The sequence below is a fragment of the Nitratidesulfovibrio vulgaris str. Hildenborough genome (assembly GCF_000195755.1).
Lineage (GTDB): Bacteria > Desulfobacterota > Desulfovibrionia > Desulfovibrionales > Desulfovibrionaceae > Nitratidesulfovibrio > Nitratidesulfovibrio vulgaris.
On the sequence record NC_002937.3, the window covers coordinates 2,323,328 to 2,341,697 of the forward strand.

Sequence of the window (18,370 nt, forward strand, 5' to 3'; positions counted from 1 at the left end):
CCGGCACACCGCCGGGCCAGCATCGAGGATAATCTCTTGAGCACTTTTGTACGCAACGACCGGCTGCGGAACGTGGCCATCATCGCCCACGTCGACCACGGCAAGACCACGCTCGTCGACGCACTGTTCCGCCAGAGCGGCGTTTTCCGCGCCGACCAGCAGGTCGACGACCGCGTCATGGACCGCATGGACCTCGAACGCGAACGAGGCATCACCATCGCGGCGAAGAACTGCGCCGTCACATGGGGCGACACCAAGATCAACATCATCGACACCCCCGGTCACGCCGACTTCGGCGGCGAAGTGGAGCGCGCGCTCTCCATGGCCGACGGTGCCGTCCTGCTTGTCGACTCCTCCGAAGGGCCGCTGCCCCAGACCCGTTTCGTTCTCCGCAAGACCCTCGAAGCCGGTCTGAAGGTCATCGTGGTCATCAACAAGATCGACCGCAAGGACGCCCGCGTCCAGGAAGTGCTGAACGAGGTCTACGACCTGTTCATCGACCTCGACGCCACCGAGGAACAGCTCGAATTTCCCGTCCTGTACGCCATCGGGCGCGATGGCGTCGCCATGCGCTCGCTCGACGACCCGCGCGAAAGCCTCGCGCCGCTGTTCGAGACGCTGGTGTCGGTCATCCCCGGCCCCGAATACGACCCCGAAGAGCCGTTCCAGATGCTCGTGGCCGACCTCGACTACTCCGACTATCTCGGCCGACTCGGCGTGGGTCGCGTCCGCCATGGCTCCGCCACCGCCAAGGACGCCCTCGTCTACATCGGCCCCGACGGCACGGCCCGTTCCGCCCGCGTGACCCGTATGCAGGCATACGAAGGTCTGCAACTGCGCGACCTCGACGTGGCCCAGCCCGGTGAGATCGTGGTGCTTGCAGGCATCGAGGACATCACCATCGGCGACACCATCTGCACCCGCGACGCCCAGCGGGTACTGCCCCGCATCCGCGTCGACGAACCCACCGTGGCCATGCGCTTCACCATCAACACCTCGCCGCTCGCCGGGCGCGAGGGCAAGAACGTGCAGTCACGCAAGATTCGCGACCGTCTCATGAAGGAGACGCTGCGCAACGTGGCCGTACGCGTGGACGAAGCCGAAGAGAAGGACAGCTTCATCGTCAAGGGACGTGGCGAGTTCCAGATGGCCATCCTCATCGAGACCATGCGCCGTGAAGACTTCGAACTGTGCGTGGGCCGTCCCGAAGTCATCTTCCACCGCGAAGGCGACCAGCTGCTCGAGCCCGTCGAGCACCTGTACGTCGACTGCGACGAGGGCTTCATGGGCGTCGTCACCGAAAAGATCACCCAGCGCAAGGGCCGTATGCTCAACTGCGTGAACAACGGCACCGGGCGCGTACGTCTCGAGTACTCGGTCCCCTCGCGCGGGCTCATCGGCTACCGTGACGAGTTCCTGACCGACACCAAGGGCACGGGCATCATGAACTCGCTGCTTTCGGGCTATGAGCCCTACCGCGGCGACTTCCCCTCGCGCTTCACCGGTTCCATCGTGTCAGACCGCGCGGGTAACGCCGTTGCCTATGCCCTCTTCAACCTCGAACCGCGCGGCGAGATGTTCGTCGTACCGGGCAATCCGGTGTACGAGGGCATGATCGTCGGGGAACACAACCGCGACAACGACATCGACGTCAACCCCACCAAAGAGAAGAAGCTCACCAACATGCGCGCTTCGGGCAAGGACGAGAACGTCATCCTCACCCCCGTACGTCCCATGACGCTGGAACGCGCTCTGCGGTTCGTCCGTGAAGACGAACTGGTGGAAGTGACGCCGCAGTCCATCCGCCTGCGCAAGGCCGAACTTTCGGCACAGAAGCGCTATCAGGCCGGGGCTGCCAAGAAGAAGGCCTCCGCCTAGACCGGCGCACTGCGCGCAGCACCTCGCAAGATACAGGCCCCCGCGTCATCACGATGCGGGGGCCTTCTGCATTCATGCCGCCTCGCGCCCGGGGCAGGCGGTCGAGAGTCCGAACAACCACGGAAATGGACACATGGCGCGCAAGCCTGTGCCGCAGGGGGCCGAAGAGGGCGAAGGCGTTCACCATGCGGCAGTTCGCAACCCGTTATCGTCGCTGCCGACCATGAAGCCGACAGTGGAACCGGTGATGCGCCCGGCACAACGCCCTCTGGCGTCGGAGTTCCGTCGCGGACGCAGGAGTGGGACACACGGCAACACGCGATTAACACCATGGAATAAAAGACATGCCCGTGTAATGACAGGGCGCGGCAAAGCCACATGACGAATGGAGCGTTTCTTGCTTGCTGCAAGGCAAGACCACTCAAGGAGCAGACCATGAAAGAGACTCTCGCCACAGCCGCCGCCCGCAACCTCTCCGACGAAGACCGCGACATGCTGCGCCGCCTTGCGCTGGCTACCGGAGAAGACGGGCCCCGCGCTGCACTCGACATGGGGCTGCGCGACCGGCTTTGCGCCGAAATGGCCGAAATGGCCGACGCCGTGCGTTCGCTGCTGGCCCTTCTCGACAGGCACGACGCCGTGGCGGCCTTGCCTGAACGCGCCCTGCCCGCCTATCAGGACGTCATGGAGCGTATCGGGTCCGCAGCCCTGCGGGCGACAGACCTCGTGGACAGGTCGCGCACACTCGACCGCGACACCCTGCTGGCCCTTGCCCCCGCCGAAGCCAGGACGACCCTGCAATAGCTTCACGGTTTAGAACGACGGTGCTGTCCACGACATGGATGCCGGAGACGCCCGCTACAAGACGACCGTCCACGGTAGCTACCGGCAAAGATTGCCCCGCGCCGCAATGAACCATGCAGCAAGACCCAGCACGGGGCAGCCAGCATCCACAATCAGTCTCCACAGCCCGTATCGGCCGCTTGCATCACTGCCAGCTTCCGGCCTTACGCCGGGCTTACCGTCGGGCCAACCGCCCCGCACCGACGGCAGGGTCTCCCCTACGCCTTACGCCAGCCCGGAGAAGAACGACACGGCCCGCGACTCTGCCCAGTACCTGTTGTGACGGTTCATGGAGACGAAGCCCACATGCCCCCCGTGCAGCGGCACTTCAAGCGTGAGTGCGTCGTTCGTTACGGCCTCGTCCCACGGAAAGCACGAAGGCGAGAGGAACGGGTCGTCAAGGGCGTTCACCACCAGAGTGGGAACCCGGATGGCGGCAAGATGCGGCGCGCAGCTGGCCCGTGTCCAGTAGTCCAGCGCCGAAGAGAAACCGTGCAGCGGTGCGGTGAACCGTTCATCGAACTCGCGGAAGGTACGCATCGTCTCCAGTCCCGAAACATCGACCTCGCCGGGAAAACGTTGCGCCTTGAGGCGCATCTTCGGACGCAGCATCCGCATGAAATAGGCCATGTAGACGGCGTTCGATGGTCTGTCGAGCACCGCAGCCGCACCCACGAGGTCGCACGGCACCGAGAAGACCGCCGCCCCCGTCACCTGCGAAGGCACAGATGCCGCATCCTCGCCGAGGTACTTCAGCGTCTGGTTGCCGCCCATGCTGAAGCCCACCAGCACGACACGCCCATACCCCTGCGCAACGCACCACGCCACAGCCGCCGCGACGTCGATGGTCTGACCGCTGTGGTACATGGGCAACAGACGGTTGTCCTCGCCGCCGCATCCCCTGAAGTTACGTGCTGCCACATCCCACCCGGATTCCAGCAGGGCACGGGCCATACCCGTCATGTACTTGCGCCCGGTGTCGCCCTCGAGACCATGCGACACGATGGCGACACGGTCGCCACGTTGCCCGTCGGGACGCGCCGTGAGCGTATCCAGATTGAAGAAATCGCCATCTTCCGTCTCGATGCGGATACGCCGGTACGAGACCTCGGGGTGAGGGCGGAAGAGTACGGGGAACATGGTCTGCACATGCGGATTGTGCAGCAGGGGCGGGCAACGGTAGGATGAGGGGAGAAGCGGCATGGGGCCTCCTGCGAGCGAGATGAAAGCGATACGGCACCTCTTCCATACTGCCACGAAGGCGCGCACGAAGGTGCCCGGCGGGGAGATGTGCACGCCAAGCCCTACCCCGCCGCCGTCGGCGAAGCAAGTCTCCAACAGTGTCAGACACATCTGCCGCGCTGCAGACACAGGACGCACACGACGCATGAAGGCGCACGTACTGCCCTGTACGCCGGGGCGTCCGGCTTCCATCCCGGTTCTTACCGCCCTCACGGCCCACACCGGCCCAGACAGGATACAGACAGGGTACGGCATAAGTGATGACAACCGCACCCTGCCGGGTTAGGTAGCCGCACGGAGAACGCATGACCCACAACACCGACATCATCATCCTCGGCGCGGGGGCCTCAGGCCTCATGTGCGCCATGACCGCCGCCACGCGTGGACACCGCGTCACCCTCGTCGACCACGGCGGCAAGCCCGGACGCAAGATACTGGTGGCAGGCGGCGGCAAGTGCAATTTCACCAACACCGAGGTCGGCCCCGACGACTACGTGGGCCGCAACGCCGATTTCTGCCGTTCGGCGCTTGCCCGCTTCTCGCCGTGGGAGATGGTCGCCCTTCTCGAAGAACATGGCGTACCGTGGGAAGAACGTGACCACGGGCAACTCTTCTGCCGACGTTCCGCAGCCGATGTGGTCGAGGTGCTCACCAGCCGCTGCCGAGACCTTGGCTGCCGCTTCGAGATGGGCCGCATGGTGACAGGCGCGCGCCGCGATGCAGATGGCTTCATCATCGACTGCGAAGGTACACGGCTTGCGGCGTCGCGTCTCGTGGTCGCCACAGGCAGCCCCGCATGGCCGCAAGTGGGCGCCAGCGACATCGGGCACCGCATCGCCCGCAGCTTCGGGCATCGCATCGAACCTGTCCGGCCCGTCCTCGTACCGCTGGTGATGCCCGAAGGCTGGCAGCTTGGCGGCTTGCAGGGCATCAGCCTCGAAGCGGGCATCTCTACGGGCGGTGTCACCTTCGTACGCGACCTGCTGTTCACCCACCGGGGCGTCAGCGGCCCCGCGGCGCTTCTGGCCTCGTGCCACTGGCTGCCCGGTATGTCGCTACAATTCGACTTCCTGCCCGGTGTGGACATCCCCGCACTGTGCGAAAGCCCCGACCATCGCCGCCAGCTGGTACGCACCATGCTGACACGCCTGCTTCCTGAACGACTCGCCACGCGCCTCATCCCCGAGGACCTCGGTGGACGCAAGGCGGCTGAACTTTCACGCGCCGACCGCCAGCGCCTTGCAGATGCCGTAAGGTCGCATACCGTCGTCCCCACTGGCACGGAAGGGATGCGCAAGGCGGAAGCCGCCGCCGGAGGAGTGGATACGGGCGAGGTGTCGTCGCGCACCATGGAAAGCCTGAAGATGCCGGGACTCTTCTTCAGCGGAGAGGTGCTTGACGTGGCAGGGCATCTCGGCGGCTACAACCTCCACTGGGCGTGGGCCAGCGGCAGGGCCGCAGGCGAGGCCATCTGAAGCCATCCCCCGTGGCGGGCTAGAGGACCTGCACCCGTCTTGGCGGACAAGGGCGTCCATGGTAGATGCATAGAAGAAATCTATTCATCAGACATGGAGTCATAGACGATGCAGATACTGATCATCCTGTCGAGCAGCGACCCGGAAATCAAGTGGAACGCCGTTCGCTTCGGCAACGTCCTGCTGGGCGAAGGCGACGACGTGACCATCTTCCTCAACGGCCCTGCGGTCGACCTTGCCGCCGGTGACAGCGCCACCTTCCCCATCGCCGAACAGGCGAAGCTGTTCTCGCTCAGCGAAGGCGTTCTCGCCGCCTGAGGCAAGTGCATGGGCATCCACGGTGTGGATGCGGAGACCTCGCTTGCCCCGCTTTCCAACATGAAGTTCCTCACCGAACAGGTTCGCAACGCGGACAGGATTCTCAACTTCTGATGCATGCGGCCCAGCTGCGCCATCGCAACCGGGCCGCATTGCCTACCATAGGCCCCGTTCACCACGGAACGCCGAAAATCCAGCCCGCCAGCAATGCTGCCAGCCACAGGGTCACCGCCCCGGCAAGCCCCGCCAGCCGAAGATGGCGCAGGAGTCCTTCGATACGCGGGCCGTCCCACTGTGTACCTGCGGGGCCGAGCAAGGGTTTCTCCTTAACCTTGCCGAAATAGACGGCACTGCCGCCCATATAGGCCCCGTGCAGCCATGCGGCAGCCGCCATGGGCCACCCGGCATTGGGACTTTCCATGCGCCGCGCATCGGACGCCACGCGCGGCAACCCGGGCCACTGCCCCGGAACCCCGGCGAAGGGGGCCGTCACCCACAGCAGCACCACGCAGCACCGCGCAGGCACCCATGCCAGCACGTCGTCGAGGCGGGCACAGGCCCATCCGAGACGTTCCCATCTCTCGGTGCGGTAGCCCCACATGGAGTCCATGGTGCTCACGGTCTTGTAGCACCACAGCCCTACGGGGCCACCTGCCACCAACCACAGGAAAGGGGCCACGAAGCCGTCATTGAAGTTCTCGGCAAGGGTCTCGGCCAGTGCGCGACGCAGACCGTCACGGTCGAGGGCCGACGTATCGCGACTCACCAGCATGGCAAGCGCAGCGCGCCCCTCTTCAAGGCTTCCATGTTCGACGGCATGCAGAGCCGCCCTGCCCTCACGCAGCAGGCATCCCAGCGCAAGGCCCGCATAGGCCAGCCACAGCGAGACGAGCGCACCCACCACGGGAAGTGCGCCTGCAAGGGTGACTACCACACCCGCGCATAGCACAGCCAGCACCGTGCATACCACCCCGGCGGGCCGTGTCGCACCAAGGGCCCTGCCCAGTCGCTCCAGCGGCCCTAGCAGATGTCCGATAGCCCTCACGGGGTGCGGCAGCCAGCGGGGGTCGCCCGCCAGCATGTCCAGAACGAACGCAATGGGCGGCAGCCACAGCAGGGTGTCGAAGCTTGTCACGGCATGGTCTCCGGGGTGTGCTGGTCGAGTTCGCCTGTGGCGGCAAGGGCCTGATACAGCACCACGCCCGTAGCCGTGGAAAGATTGATGCTGCGCACCTCTCCCCATATGGGGATGCACACCCGGTGCGGGGTGAGGTCGAGCACCTCCTGCGGCAGCCCCGTCGTCTCCGGGCCGAAGACGAGCATGTCGTCCGGGGCGTAGGTGAACCGATGCACGGCGGTACCCCCGCGGGCACTGGTGGTGACAAGGCGTCTGCCTTCGACCCCGCGCGAGAGAAAATCCTCCCAAGAGGCCCAGACGGTGAGCGGCACATGCGGCCAGTAGTCGAGTCCCGCACGCTTGAGGTAGCGGTCGTCGAGACTGAAACCCAGTGGTTCGATGAGATGCAGGCGGGTGCGCGTGGCGGCGCAAAGGCGCGCGACGTTCCCGGTGTTGGGCGGAATCTCGGGATGGTAGAGGACGATATGCATCATGGCTCCTGCGGCCGCCGGCTGCGGCGAGGGCACACTACCCCGAAGGCGTCTGGCGGAAAAGCCCCGGCATCGCCCATGCCGCGGCAAGGCAGAGGTACGGGGAACACGCGAAGGCAGCGAGACAGGCGTGCTTCAGACTGCGTGGTACCGCCTCTGCGTTCCGCCTCGGATGCCAGCGTAGCCGCCTCCCGCACACGAAGCCCGTGAATGCAGTGACGTGCCTGCGCGAGCCGCCGCTGGGGTCACTGCCCGATGCCGATGCCAGTGCCGGTCCCGACGCCGATGCCGATGCCCGTACCGCGCCCGTAGCGCGCACCCTGTCTGTCGTCGAAGGGGTCGCGTTGCAGCGTGTCGCGGTCGCGGCACAACGGCTCATCGCCGCGCGGCATGGGCAGAGTGAGACGCAGGGGGCGCGGCGCGCCAGTCGGGTCGGGCACGGCAGGGACGGGGGCGATGGCAGTGCCTGAAGAATCTCCCTGCGCGATGGCGCCGGGTGATGCCACCGTAAGCACGGACTTGAGTCGCATGATACGTTCCCACGATTGCCGCAGCCTTTGTTCGGACACCTTGCCCTCACGCACGAGACGCACGAGCGTGGCATGGACCTTCTCGGCAAGCCCCTCGTCCCATACGAGATTGTTGCCGAAGAGCAGGATGTCGGCCCCAGCCTCCACGGCGAGACGCACGGTCTCGTCGAGGGAATAACGGGCGGTGATGGCGCCCATCTGCAGGTCGTCCGTCACCACGACGCCCTTCCAGCCGAGGTCGCGCCGCAGCAGTCCGTCGATGGTGCGTTGTGACAGCGTGGCAGGATGCGCCGCATCGATGCGGTTGTTGTAGAGATGACCCACCATGACCATGCCCGCCCAGTCGTCGCGCAGGAGAAGGGCATAGGGGCCGAGTTCTTCGCGCCGCCATGTGGACGAGATGTCGGTGACGCCAAGATGCGAGTCCTGCAACGAACTGCCATGCCCCGGAAAATGCTTGAGAGAAGCCACAACACCGCGCCATGCCAGCCCGTTGACGAAAGCTGCGGCATGGGACGCCACGCGGCACGGGTCGCTGCCATAACTGCGTTCGAGGCGGGCTATGACAGGGTTCGACGGATTGACGGCAAGGTCGACCACCGGCCCGAAATCCACGTTGAGTCCCACCTCCGCCATCTCCGTGGCGAGCGTGGACGCCATGCGACGCGTATCCTCCGGGCTGCCCTTGCCGAGAGACGCCGCAGAAGGATAGGCGAAGAACCCGTACTCGGGCTTCAGGCGTCGCACCCTTCCGCCCTCCTGGTCGACGGCGATGAACAGGGGAACCGGGGCCGCCGCCTGCAACGCCCCCGTCAGACGGCTCAACTGCTCTTTGGAGACGATGTTGCGCACCCGCACCGACGGGTCCATATCCCTGTCGAACAGGATGACGCCACCCACATGCCCTGCGGCGATGCTGCGAAGGATGGGGCCTGCATCCGCAGGTTCGGCCCCACGGAAGCCGAGCATGAGCATCTGTCCCGCCATGGCTTCGACCGTGGCGTTGGCAGAGGCGCATTGCGCAGAGGCCACGGTGAGGCACAACGCCAGCAGCACGGCGAATGTAGACGCCAGCCAGCGCAGACCACCTCTGTTGTGCCTCTGCGGTGAAAGCCCCCCACAGGGCGACGAACAGTAACCCGGCACCACAGGAACAGTCATCACGCCCCCAGAATGCCGGGACGCACCTGGCATTTCACGCGGATGTTGCGCCCCGCCGTGCCGTAGTCGTCCACCATGTTGAACGACGTGGCTTCCACCACCTCCACAGCCGCCTCGTCGTCATCCACCCCAAGCGAGGCGAGATGCTCAAGCAGCGCCTGCCCGGCATCACGTTTGGCGGCTTCGATGTCGTAGCGGGTCCCCACTTCGCGGCGCACGTCGAGGGTTGGGATGAAGAGCACCCCCTTCTCGGTATCGGCGAAGAGTTCGAGTTCAGCCGTCGTGCGGGTCAGTGCGGCACCGATGGCATTGGCCACGGCGTATTGTTCCGGCACATCCACTCTGCGGCCCAGCGCGTCAGCCAGCAGGGGGCGCAGCACCTCGGCGGGGCCGCCCATGACATAGGCGCGCACGGGGTCGACCCGACGCCCCTGCAAGAGTTCCATGATGGTGTACACCGGGCGGGCGTTGATGGCGTCGACGAGTTCCGTCACTGCTTCCGCGATGCGGCGTACGGCGGTGGTCACGGCTTCGGACGCAAGACGTTCGGGGAACATGTCCCACAGTGCCGCCAGGTCACGGATGCCGCGCCGGGAAGCCTCCACCTCGCCCACGTGGGCCTTGCCCATGTAATTGAGCGCGTCGATGAGGGTCGGCTGCGTGCCGCCCAGTGCCATGCTGGGGCCCATGCGTTCGGGTCCCACACGCACCGCCCCGGCCTGCACATGAAGGCGCGAGTCGCCCCCCACACCGATGGAATGGGTGCGCAAGGCACGCACCAGCGTGGCGTAGCTGCCCACGTCGATGCCGTCGCGTTCGATGACCGGGGCGCCGGAGGCGAACACCGCGATGTCTGTGGTCGTGCCGCCCACGTCGAGGATGACGCAGTCCTCACGGATGTCGCACAGGGCCACGATGCCCATGACACTGGCGGCCGGGCCGGAGAGGATGGATTCGACAGGCACCTCGCGCGAGACGGCGAGAGGCATGGTGCCGCCATCGGCCTTGAGCACATGGATGGGCGCGGCAAGCCCCATCTCACGCGCGGCGTTCTCGATGGCGTCCGCGAAGGCGTTGTACACCCGCCACACGGCGGAGTTGTAGTACGCCGTGGCCACGCGGCGCGGAAAGTTGAGCTGCCCCGAAAGCCGGTGCCCCATGGAGACGAAGTCGCCGCACTCCATGAGCTTGCCCCCGATGGCCTGTTCGTGCGCGGGGTTGCGGGTGGAGAACTTGCCCACGGCTGCGTAGACGCGCACGCCTTCGCGACAGTAGCGACCCGCCACTGCGTCCAGCGAATCGGCGTCGATGCCGGCAATCTCCACGCCGCGGTGGTCGATGGAACCGGGTACGGACTGGTAGAAGCGCCCCACGCGCACATGCTCCGGGTCGATGCCCGGCCCGCCAGCCACCACCACGCCCACCTCTTCGGTGCGCCCCTCGACGATGGCGTTGGTGGAGAGGGTGGTGCTGAGATTGATGCGTGTCACGGCGGCAGGTTCCACCGTCTCCAGCAATGTCCGCATGGCCTGCCGCACCGACGACAGCAGGTCGTGGTGGTCGGTGGGAACCTTGCAACTGCACACCACCCTGCGCCCGTCCATGACGACGGCGTCGGTGTGGGTGCCGCCCACGTCTATGCCGAGAAACATGCTACCTCCCCTTTGCGTCGCAGAGCATACAGGCCAGTTGCAACGCGGCGGTGAAACTTCCGGTGGAGGCGCGCCCCGTCCCGGCGATGTCGAAGCCCGTGCCATGGTCGACCGAGGTACGCACGAACGGCAACCCCAGCGTGACATTCACGGCATCGGAAAAATGCAGCAGCTTGAGCGGGCCAAGCCCCTGGTCGTGGTACATGGCGAGCACGGCGGGATAGCCCCCCCCGGCGGCCCTGTGGAACAGCGTATCGGCGGGGAAGGGCCCTTCGACGGCCAGCCCTTCGCGCCGCGCGTCCTCGATGGCGGGGGTGATGACCTCTATCTCTTCACGCCCGATGCGCCCCGATTCGCCCGCGTGCGGATTCAGCCCGCACACAGCCACGGGGCCCTGAAGCCCCAAAGCCCGCACGAAGGCCGCAGTGAGTCGCAGGCAGCGCAGGACACGCTCACGGGTGACGAGGTCGGCCACTTCGCGCAACGGCGGGTGCGTGGTGACAAGGCTGACGCGCAACCTGTCTCCGCACAGGTGCATGCACACCTCGTCGTCGGCGAGTCCCGCACGGCGGGCGAGATACTCGGTATGTCCGGGGACGTCGAATCCGGCGGTATGGAGCATGGCCTTATGCAGAGGCAGGGTCACGACTCCGGGAACGACCCCGGCGCACAGCAGGTCGCAGGCAGCGGAAAGGGCGACCCCGGCGGCGCGCCCGCCTGACACGGTGGCCTCGCCCACGCGCACGTCAAGGCCATCCAGCCCCGGCGGTTCGTACAGGTAGATGCCCGGGCCTGCGGCGAGGGCATCACCGGGGGTATCGACGCGCGTCCAGAATGCCTTGCGGGTATGGGCGAAGAGTGAAGCCTCGGCACCGATGCACAGCACTGTGCGTCCGGCAAGGAAGGGCAACAGCGCTGCCGCATGACGGGCGGTATCCGCATCCGGCGAAGTGTCAGGCTGTGCCGCACCTGTCGTCAGGGGTGCAGTCGCTTCCTTTTGCAGGCCAGCCCCATCGGCGCAAACATCCGGTGCTGACGCACTGGTGCAAATATCCCGCGCTGAAGCACCGGCACCCTTTTCAGGCGGTGACGTATTGGCATCGGTCGAACGCCGCACCACCTCGCCAAGCAGACGGCAGGCGAGTTCAGGCCCCAGTCCGTTGGAGTCACCCAGCGTCACGCACAGGGGCGCGACGGGCTTATGCGAAAAATGGTCCACCATCCCGGCACAGTATGCCGATTCGAGGTACCTGTCCAGACCACCACGAGGGATGTTACCCTTGCCCACAGCGGTCTCCTGGGCGTCTGCGGCGCGCCATCGGCTACGCAATGGGAGGAGAGGCCGCAGGCTTCACGAGGTATCAGCAGGGCATCGACAACTGCGACACAGGCGGCTGACAGAAGCCGGTGGCAGAAACTGATGGCAGACGCATGTAGCGGTGACGTCCGGCTATGACGTCCGGCTATGACGTCTGGCACCACCGCCGTCGCCCTACTCCCCAGTGACGGGGTCGGGCGTCACCGACGCATGAACGGTGCCGTCGGCCCGCGCGTAGGCATGGGCGATATGGTCGGTGTTGCAATGCACCCCGTAGCGCCCGTGGCGGTCAAGCATGATGAGTCCGGCATGTCCGCCCACGCGCCTGTGCAGCATGTCGATGGCCCGCCGCGCAGCCTCGTCGGGCAGACATTCGCGCAGGTGTTCACAGGCGCAGTGCGTCATGAGCGTACGCATGACGCCTTCTCCGAAGCCCGTGGCAGAGGCCCCGCCCGTCTCGTTGTCGGCGTAGGTCCCCGCACCGCACAGCGGCGAATCGCCCACACGCCCCGCCAGCTTGAAGGGCGTCCCCCCGGTGGAGGTGGCGGCGGCGACGTTGCCGTGGATGTCCAGCGCCACGGCACCCACCGTCCCCTTGGGAACATCACCGGCGGGTGCGGTGTCCGTGACGGGCCGGAAGGCATCATGGGTGCTGTACCCCGCGCGCGAACGCAGGGTCTCGTAAAGAAGGCGCTCACGTTCCACAAGCAGGGTTGCCGGGTCGACAGGCTTTAACCCCTGTTCGAGGGCGAAACGCTCGGCCCCTTCCCCCACCAGAAGACAGAATTCGGTGTCCAGCAGGCGCCGGGCGATGTCCACGGGGTTGGCGAAGCGACGCACCGCCGCCACACCGCCAAAGTCCAGCGTGGCACCGTCCATGATGGCGGCGTCGAGTTCGATGACACCATCGCGGTTGAGTACGGCCCCTCGCCCTGCGTCGAAGGTCGGGTCGTCCTCCAGCACGTTGACGGCGGCACGAACCGCCTCGACTGCCGTCGCGCCGTCGCGCAGCAAAGGCCACGCAGCCTCGACGGCGCGACGGCATCCTGCGATATGGGCTTCCTGACGGTCGGCGGGGATGGTCCATGCACCGCCGTGCACGATGATTCTGGGTCGGGTCATTGGCATATCCGAACGATGCGCAGCAATGCCTTGAAAGCTGCCACGCGTGCTGACGGTATTGATGGCACAAGGCCGGGCACAGGTCGCGCCGGACATCACGGGCATATACCCGTGCGCTGCGGCGGGCCACTTATACGGCATCCCGTTGCGACGGAAAAGAGGAAACGTACCCCGACCACCTGTGGGCAGGGGCATTCTGTTGATGGTGCCAGCTTTCACCTCGGGAGCACTCACCCCACGAAGGGTCGCCAACCCGCGCCTCTCTGGGGGGGCGTATCGCGGGGGCTAGGTGCCCTGCCCTGTCACGGGGGCGAAGCACATGGCGGCAAGCGGGGGTAGCGTCAGTTCGATGAAGTGCCCGCCACCCCAGTGGTCTTCCCGTGCCATGACGGCACCGGCGTTACCCACGTCACTGCCGCCGTAGTAGGCACTGTCGGTGTTGCACAGCTCACGCCACGTGCCGCCACGCGGGCAGGGCACGCGGTAGAAGCGACGCACCACGGGCGTGAAGTTGAAAATCCACAGGAGAGGTCGTTCACCCGCGGCCAGCCGGAGGAAACTGATCACCGAACTGCCGTAGTCCGCGAAATCCACCCAGCGGAAGCCCGACCAGTCGTGGTCGCGCCTGTGCATGGCAGGTTCGGAACGCAGCAACCGGTTGAGGTCGCCCACCAGCCGCGCGATGCCCTCATGGGCGGGGAAACGGTAGAGACACCAGTCCAGTTCGCGGCTTTCGTCCCACTCGTTCCACTGGCCGAATTCGCCCCCCATGAACAGCAGCTTCTTGCCGGGATGCGCCCACTGGTAGGCGTAGAGCAACCGCAGGTTGGCCTGTTGCTGCCACATGTCGCCGGGCATCTTCGACAGCAGCGCCCCCTTGCCGTGCACGACCTCGTCATGTGACAGCGGCAGCACGAAATTCTCGCTGAAGGCGTAGAGCATGGAGAAGGTCAGCGAACCGTGGTGATAGGCCCGGTGTATCGGGTCTTCTGCAAGGTAGCCCAGCGTGTCATGCATCCAGCCCATGTTCCACTTGAAGCTGAACCCCAGTCCGCCCGTGTAGACCGGACGGGAGACACCGGGCCATGCGGTGGATTCCTCCGCCAGCGTCATGGCACCGGGAAACTCGGCATGGATGACCGTGTTGACCTCGCGCAGGAAGTCCACGGCATCGAGGTTCTCGCGTCCGCCATGCCTGTTGGGCAGCCACTGCCCCGCTTCGCGCGAGTAGTCGAGGTAGAGCATGGACGCCACGGCGTCCATGCGCAGACCGTCGATGTGGAACTCCCGCAGCCAGTACAGGGCATTGGCGGTGAGGAAGTTGCGCACCTCGTTGCGCCCGTAGTTGAAGATGTAGGTTCCCCAGTCGGGGTGTTCGCCAAGGCGCGGGTCGAGGTGCTCATACAGCGCCGTACCATCGAAACGCCCAAGGCTCCATGCGTCCCGCGGGAAATGGGCCGGGACCCAGTCGAGGATGACGCCTAGCCCTGCCTGATGGCACCTGTCGACGAACCGTTTGAACCCCTCGGGCGAACCGAAACGCGAGGTCGGCGCGTAGTAGTGCCCCGTCTGGTAGCCCCACGACTGGTCGAGGGGGTGTTCCGCCACGGGCAGCAGTTCAAGGTGAGTGAAGCCCAGTCCCGTGGCATAGGGAATGAGCTGGTCGCCCAGTTCATCGTAGGTCAGGAACGGATGGCCGTCGCCATGCCTGCGCCGCCACGACCCGAGATGCACCTCGTAGATGGAGACCGGACGTTCGAGGGGCAGCCCCTGACGCGCCCGTTCAGCCATCCACGCCCCGTCGCCCCATGCATGGTTGTCGATATCCCATGCCACCGACGCCACCCCGGGGCGCATCTCCGCCCACAGGGCGAAGGGGTCGGCCTTCTGCTCTTGCCGACCATCGGCCCCGCGCACCACGAACTTGTAAAGCGACCCGCGGCGCACTCCGGGCACGAAGGCGGCCCATACGCCCGACACCCCCACGGGGAAAAGGGGGCAGCCCTCATGCCGCCAACCGTTGCAGTCGCCGGACAGGTGCACGGAACGGGCATTGGGGGCCCACACCGCAAAGCGATAGCCCGCCTCGCCATCCTGTACTGCCGGGTGTGCGCCGAGAATGCGGTAGAGGTGCCTGTGCCGCCCCATGCCGAAGAGGTAGAGGTCGAAAGGCTCGATGAACAGGGGACGGCTGCACGGAATGGTCACGCGCCCTCCTCACCGGGGGAGACCCCCAGTTGGGCGTAAAGGTCGAGGTAGGCGCGTCCGGCGCGTTCCCAGGTGAAGGCCTGTGCCATGGCGCGTCGCACCATGCCCTGCCAGTCGCCGGGGGCCGTGGTCCACAGGTGCACCGCATCGAGGATGGCCCGCAGAAAGGCCGCGGACTCGCACCGGCCGAAGGTGAAGCCCGTGCTCTCCGGCGAGGGCCACGGGACGATGGTGTCGCGCAGCCCGCCCACGGCCGTGGCCACGGGCGGTGTGCCGTAGCGCAGGGCGTACATCTGGGTGAGGCCGCACGGTTCGTACCGCGACGGCATGAGAAAGATGTCGCTGCCCGCCTGGATGCGGTGGGCGAGGTCTTCGGTGTAGCTGACGATGGTGCACACCCGGCCCCGGTAGGCCTCCATCAGCTCAAGGGCCCGCGCCTCATGGGTCAGATTGCCCTCGCCGAGGATGATGACCCCGACGTCGCTCTCCATGAGGCGGGGCAGGATGTCGAGCAGCAGGTCTATCCCCTTCTGCCCGCGCAGTCTGCCGATGAAGCCGAGGATGGGACGCCTGGCAAGGTGCGGGTCGAGGCCGAGTTCTTCGATGAGGGCGCGCTTGCACTGCGCCTTTCCTGCAAGGTCCGTGGGCGTATAGCGGCAGGGGAGGAAGCGGTCGTTGCCGGGCGACCAGATGTCGTAGTCCGCACCGTTGAGGATGCCGTGCAGGGCGTGGGCACGCTTCCGCAGGATACCGTCGAGACCGCTGCCATAGGCGGGGCCGAGAATCTCACGCGCATAGCTGGGGCTGACCGTGGTCACCTTGTCGGCATAGGCGATGCCCGCCTTGAGCAGGTTGAAGTCGCCCCAGAATTCCGCGCCGTCCACGCTCCATGCCTGCGGGGGCAGGCCCGAAGTCTCGAAAAGACGCGAGGCGAAACGCCCCTGGAAGGCGAGGTTGTGTATGGTGAGCACACTGCGCGTATCCTGCCAGAACGGGTCGGTCTGCCGCAGGAAGTAGAGAAAGGCGGGCACAAGTGCCGTCTGCCAGTCGTGGGCGTGCAGCACTGCCGGGGGCTGCCCCAGACGGCGCATCAGCGCCAGCAGCGCGCGGCAGAAGAAGACGAAGCGTTCGCAGTTGTCGAAGTAGTCGCCCTTGTGGTCGTTGTAGTAGTAACGCCTGTCGAAATACTCGCCCCGGTGGATGAAGTAGACCGGCATGCCATGATAGTCGGCCTCGAAGACGTCGCAGGTGATGGGGGCCCACGGGTAGCCCACATGGCAGTCGGAGACCGTCAGCCGGATGGGATAGTCCGCCGTTCGCAATCTGCCATAGAAGGGTGTCACCACCGCCGTGGGCACGCCCATGCGGTGCAGGGCAAGGGGCAGCGCACCAAGCACATCGCCCAGCCCCCCGCTTTTGGAGAAGGGGTACATCTCCGATGTGGCGAACACGACCTGCCGTTGCATGATGGCTGTCTCCACGGATGCCGGGGCATCACACCGCACCGCGGTTGCGGCGCAGAAAATCGGCGATGATGGTCGCATGATCGAAGGCAATGGGCTGCGGCAGTGCGTCCGGCGAAAAGAACCGTGCCTGCGCCGCGTCATCGCCCGCATGGGGTTCGGAACCGGTGCCCTTGGCGATGCGCGCCGCGTAGACCACGCTCATGGTGTGATGCCGCGGGTCGCGGGCCGGGTCGGAGTAGACCCCGACCAGCCCCTCCAGCGTCACCGCAAGTCCCGTCTCTTCTCTGGCCTCGCGCACGGCGGCGTCCTCGGCCGATTCGCCGTAGTCGATGAAGCCGCCGGGCAACGCCCAGCCGTGCGGTTCATTCCGGCGTTCGACCAGAACGATGCCCCTGCCGGGGGCATGGATGACCACGTCCACGGTGGGGGCGGGATTGCGGTACATGACCACCTGACCGCCGCAATGCGGACAGGGTATGTTGTGCGTCATCCTCATACTCCCCACGAATGACCGTCCTGCACGGGCGGAAAGATGCCCGAGTCTGAAGAATACGCAACAGCCCGCCACAAGACAAGCATCTGCGGCCTCCCCCTTGCTCAGAGGCGCCTGCCCCTGACGTCGCACATGGTATGGACCGCATTGGGATGCGACACCCATGGTGACGGCACGATGCCATCCGCGTGACACGACGGCGCAGGCACGGTTCACACAGGCCGGGCACAGGCAATGATGTCGCCTCGCCCGCAGGTATCTGCAGGTGACAGGCTTCTGGCTGCCAGCAGCCCAGTGGAGAACCGGACGGAGGAGGCTCGCACGTCCGGGCGGGCGGGCCGACAACGCAGCATGTCGCACACCTTCTGACGCGCGTCTTCCGGGGCATGCCCGAGGCCGACACTTGAGGCCCGGCGCTCAGTCAGACGTCCGACCTCCCGTTCGACCCGGCATACGGTCAGGCTTCCGGCGAAGCGCCTGACCGAACATCGTCCGAGCATCGCCCGAACGTCGGCCAAGCGTCGACCAGACGTCCCGCCCCCTGCCAGCCCGACTCCAGACAAGGCTTCCGACCAGACTTCCGGCCAGAGTTCACGGCTGACACACGGCCATGTGCACCGGATACCCGGCCATGTTCCGCGCCAGAAGCACAGTCGGGCGACAGGTGCGACGGCACGCCCCGTCACCCCGCCAGAAGCCCCCGTGTACTGCGTCAACCTGCGTGCCTTCCGCCCGCGTCCGCAGGTTATGCCCGCTTGACCTCCAGCGTGGACTCTCCGGCCGTGAGAAGGTAGTTGCCTGAAGGGGTCTCAAGCAGGTACTCCGCACCGGGGAAGAGTTGCGCACGCGCGCTCCATTCATCATTGATGAACACGTCGCGCGCACCGCCGCTTTCTTCGAAGCGAACCTGCGTTCCATCGGACAGCACCACGACCTCGGCCTCGTTCAGGGAAAGGGGAAGATCCCGTTCGGTGTATTCCATGACGTACCTCCAAAAAGGACTCTGTTGGCACACACCTCCACACCGGAGGATATTGCCATCCTTCTACACCCCAA

Annotated in this window: 16 protein-coding genes; 5 read left to right on the top strand and 11 right to left on the bottom strand. The window is 66.0% G+C overall.

Annotation, left to right across the window (positions count from 1 at the left end; genetic code table 11):
• Positions 1-36: 36 nt before the first annotated feature.
• Together typA and DVU_RS10525 are read left to right on the top strand one after the other, a co-directional pair.
• Positions 37-1,878, top strand: coding sequence for a translational GTPase TypA (gene typA / locus DVU_RS10520; RefSeq protein WP_010939506.1), 1,842 nt, complete (start codon positions 37-39; stop codon positions 1,876-1,878).
• Between the two features lie 435 nt (positions 1,879-2,313).
• On the top strand, positions 2,314-2,682 hold the full coding sequence (locus tag DVU_RS10525) for a hypothetical protein (protein WP_010939507.1): 369 nt from the start codon (positions 2,314-2,316) through the stop codon (positions 2,680-2,682).
• A 264-nt stretch (positions 2,683-2,946) separates the two neighbouring features.
• Here DVU_RS10525 and DVU_RS10530 read toward each other — a convergent pair whose 3' ends face one another.
• Complete coding sequence (locus DVU_RS10530) at positions 2,947-3,924, bottom strand: YheT family hydrolase (RefSeq protein WP_010939508.1); 978 nt, start codon at positions 3,922-3,924, stop codon at positions 2,947-2,949.
• 184 nt (positions 3,925-4,108) lie between these two features.
• Here DVU_RS10530 and DVU_RS10535 point away from each other — a divergent pair, with 184 nt between their 5' ends.
• The 3 genes from DVU_RS10535 (at position 4,109) to DVU_RS16865 (ending at position 5,870) form a co-directional block, all read left to right on the top strand.
• Positions 4,109-4,249: a hypothetical protein gene (locus DVU_RS10535; protein WP_014524486.1), complete on the top strand. Its 141-nt coding sequence runs from the start codon at positions 4,109-4,111 to the stop codon at positions 4,247-4,249.
• Positions 4,250-4,268: 19 nt separating this feature from the next.
• Positions 4,269-5,438: a BaiN/RdsA family NAD(P)/FAD-dependent oxidoreductase gene (locus DVU_RS10540; protein WP_010939509.1), complete on the top strand. Its 1,170-nt coding sequence runs from the start codon at positions 4,269-4,271 to the stop codon at positions 5,436-5,438.
• 108 nt (positions 5,439-5,546) lie between these two features.
• The gene (locus tag DVU_RS16865; RefSeq protein ID WP_014524487.1) at positions 5,547-5,870 is read left to right on the top strand and encodes a DsrE family protein; all 324 of its coding nucleotides are present in this window, start codon (positions 5,547-5,549) and stop codon (positions 5,868-5,870) included.
• A 58-nt stretch (positions 5,871-5,928) separates the two neighbouring features.
• Here DVU_RS16865 and DVU_RS10550 read toward each other — a convergent pair whose 3' ends face one another.
• From DVU_RS10550 to DVU_RS10595, 10 genes are all read right to left on the bottom strand, one after another.
• A complete protein-coding gene (locus tag DVU_RS10550) occupies positions 5,929-6,891 on the bottom strand; it encodes a CobD/CbiB family cobalamin biosynthesis protein (RefSeq protein WP_010939512.1) in 963 nt (320 codons plus the stop codon).
• Positions 6,888-7,364: a tRNA (cytidine(34)-2'-O)-methyltransferase gene (locus DVU_RS10555; RefSeq protein WP_014524488.1), complete on the bottom strand. Its 477-nt coding sequence runs from the start codon at positions 7,362-7,364 to the stop codon at positions 6,888-6,890. Before DVU_RS10555 ends, DVU_RS10550 begins: the two co-directional genes overlap by 4 nt.
• A 245-nt stretch (positions 7,365-7,609) precedes the next feature.
• Positions 7,610-9,055: a glycoside hydrolase family 3 protein gene (locus tag DVU_RS10560; RefSeq protein WP_010939514.1), complete on the bottom strand. Its 1,446-nt coding sequence runs from the start codon at positions 9,053-9,055 to the stop codon at positions 7,610-7,612.
• Positions 9,055-10,707 (bottom strand): hydantoinase/oxoprolinase family protein, encoded by a 1,653-nt coding sequence (locus DVU_RS10565; protein WP_010939515.1) that lies wholly within the window; start codon positions 10,705-10,707, stop codon positions 9,055-9,057. The genes DVU_RS10560 and DVU_RS10565 overlap by 1 nt, the downstream gene beginning before the upstream one ends.
• A gap of 1 nt (position 10,708) precedes the next feature.
• Positions 10,709-11,995 (bottom strand): 4-hydroxythreonine-4-phosphate dehydrogenase PdxA, encoded by a 1,287-nt coding sequence (pdxA, locus tag DVU_RS10570; protein ID WP_014524489.1) that lies wholly within the window; start codon positions 11,993-11,995, stop codon positions 10,709-10,711.
• A gap of 204 nt (positions 11,996-12,199) precedes the next feature.
• Positions 12,200-13,147 carry an isoaspartyl peptidase/L-asparaginase family protein gene (locus DVU_RS10575; RefSeq protein ID WP_010939517.1) on the bottom strand — a complete coding sequence of 316 codons (948 nt, stop codon included), beginning with the start codon at positions 13,145-13,147 and terminating at the stop codon, positions 12,200-12,202.
• A 285-nt stretch (positions 13,148-13,432) separates the two neighbouring features.
• Positions 13,433-15,355: a 1,4-alpha-glucan branching protein GlgB gene (gene glgB / locus DVU_RS10580; RefSeq protein WP_010939518.1), complete on the bottom strand. Its 1,923-nt coding sequence runs from the start codon at positions 15,353-15,355 to the stop codon at positions 13,433-13,435.
• The gene (gene glgA, locus DVU_RS10585; protein WP_010939519.1) at positions 15,352-16,821 is read right to left on the bottom strand and encodes a glycogen synthase GlgA; all 1,470 of its coding nucleotides are present in this window, start codon (positions 16,819-16,821) and stop codon (positions 15,352-15,354) included. The genes glgB and glgA overlap by 4 nt, the downstream gene beginning before the upstream one ends.
• 28 nt (positions 16,822-16,849) lie before the next feature.
• Positions 16,850-17,311: an NUDIX domain-containing protein gene (locus tag DVU_RS10590; RefSeq protein ID WP_011791976.1), complete on the bottom strand. Its 462-nt coding sequence runs from the start codon at positions 17,309-17,311 to the stop codon at positions 16,850-16,852.
• 748 nt (positions 17,312-18,059) lie between these two features.
• Positions 18,060-18,296, bottom strand: a complete 237-nt coding sequence (locus tag DVU_RS10595; protein ID WP_010940656.1) for a hypothetical protein — start codon at positions 18,294-18,296, stop codon at positions 18,060-18,062.
• Between the last annotated feature and the right edge of the window lie 74 nt (positions 18,297-18,370).

Coding starts and splice junctions, on each gene's coding strand:
- DVU_RS10555 (WP_014524488.1), bottom strand. CDS start 7,364: ATGCATATCGTCCTCTACCATCCCGAGATTCCGCCCAACACCGGGAAC.
- DVU_RS10530 (WP_010939508.1), bottom strand. CDS start 3,924: ATGCCGCTTCTCCCCTCATCCTACCGTTGCCCGCCCCTGCTGCACAAT.
- DVU_RS10575 (WP_010939517.1), bottom strand. CDS start 13,147: ATGACCCGACCCAGAATCATCGTGCACGGCGGTGCATGGACCATCCCC.
- DVU_RS10560 (WP_010939514.1), bottom strand. CDS start 9,055: ATGACTGTTCCTGTGGTGCCGGGTTACTGTTCGTCGCCCTGTGGGGGG.
- glgA (WP_010939519.1), bottom strand. CDS start 16,821: ATGCAACGGCAGGTCGTGTTCGCCACATCGGAGATGTACCCCTTCTCC.
- DVU_RS10590 (WP_011791976.1), bottom strand. CDS start 17,311: ATGACGCACAACATACCCTGTCCGCATTGCGGCGGTCAGGTGGTCATG.
- DVU_RS10595 (WP_010940656.1), bottom strand. CDS start 18,296: ATGGAATACACCGAACGGGATCTTCCCCTTTCCCTGAACGAGGCCGAG.
- DVU_RS10565 (WP_010939515.1), bottom strand. CDS start 10,707: ATGTTTCTCGGCATAGACGTGGGCGGCACCCACACCGACGCCGTCGTC.
- DVU_RS10540 (WP_010939509.1), top strand. CDS start 4,269: ATGACCCACAACACCGACATCATCATCCTCGGCGCGGGGGCCTCAGGC.
- DVU_RS10525 (WP_010939507.1), top strand. CDS start 2,314: ATGAAAGAGACTCTCGCCACAGCCGCCGCCCGCAACCTCTCCGACGAA.
- DVU_RS10535 (WP_014524486.1), top strand. CDS start 4,109: ATGAAGGCGCACGTACTGCCCTGTACGCCGGGGCGTCCGGCTTCCATC.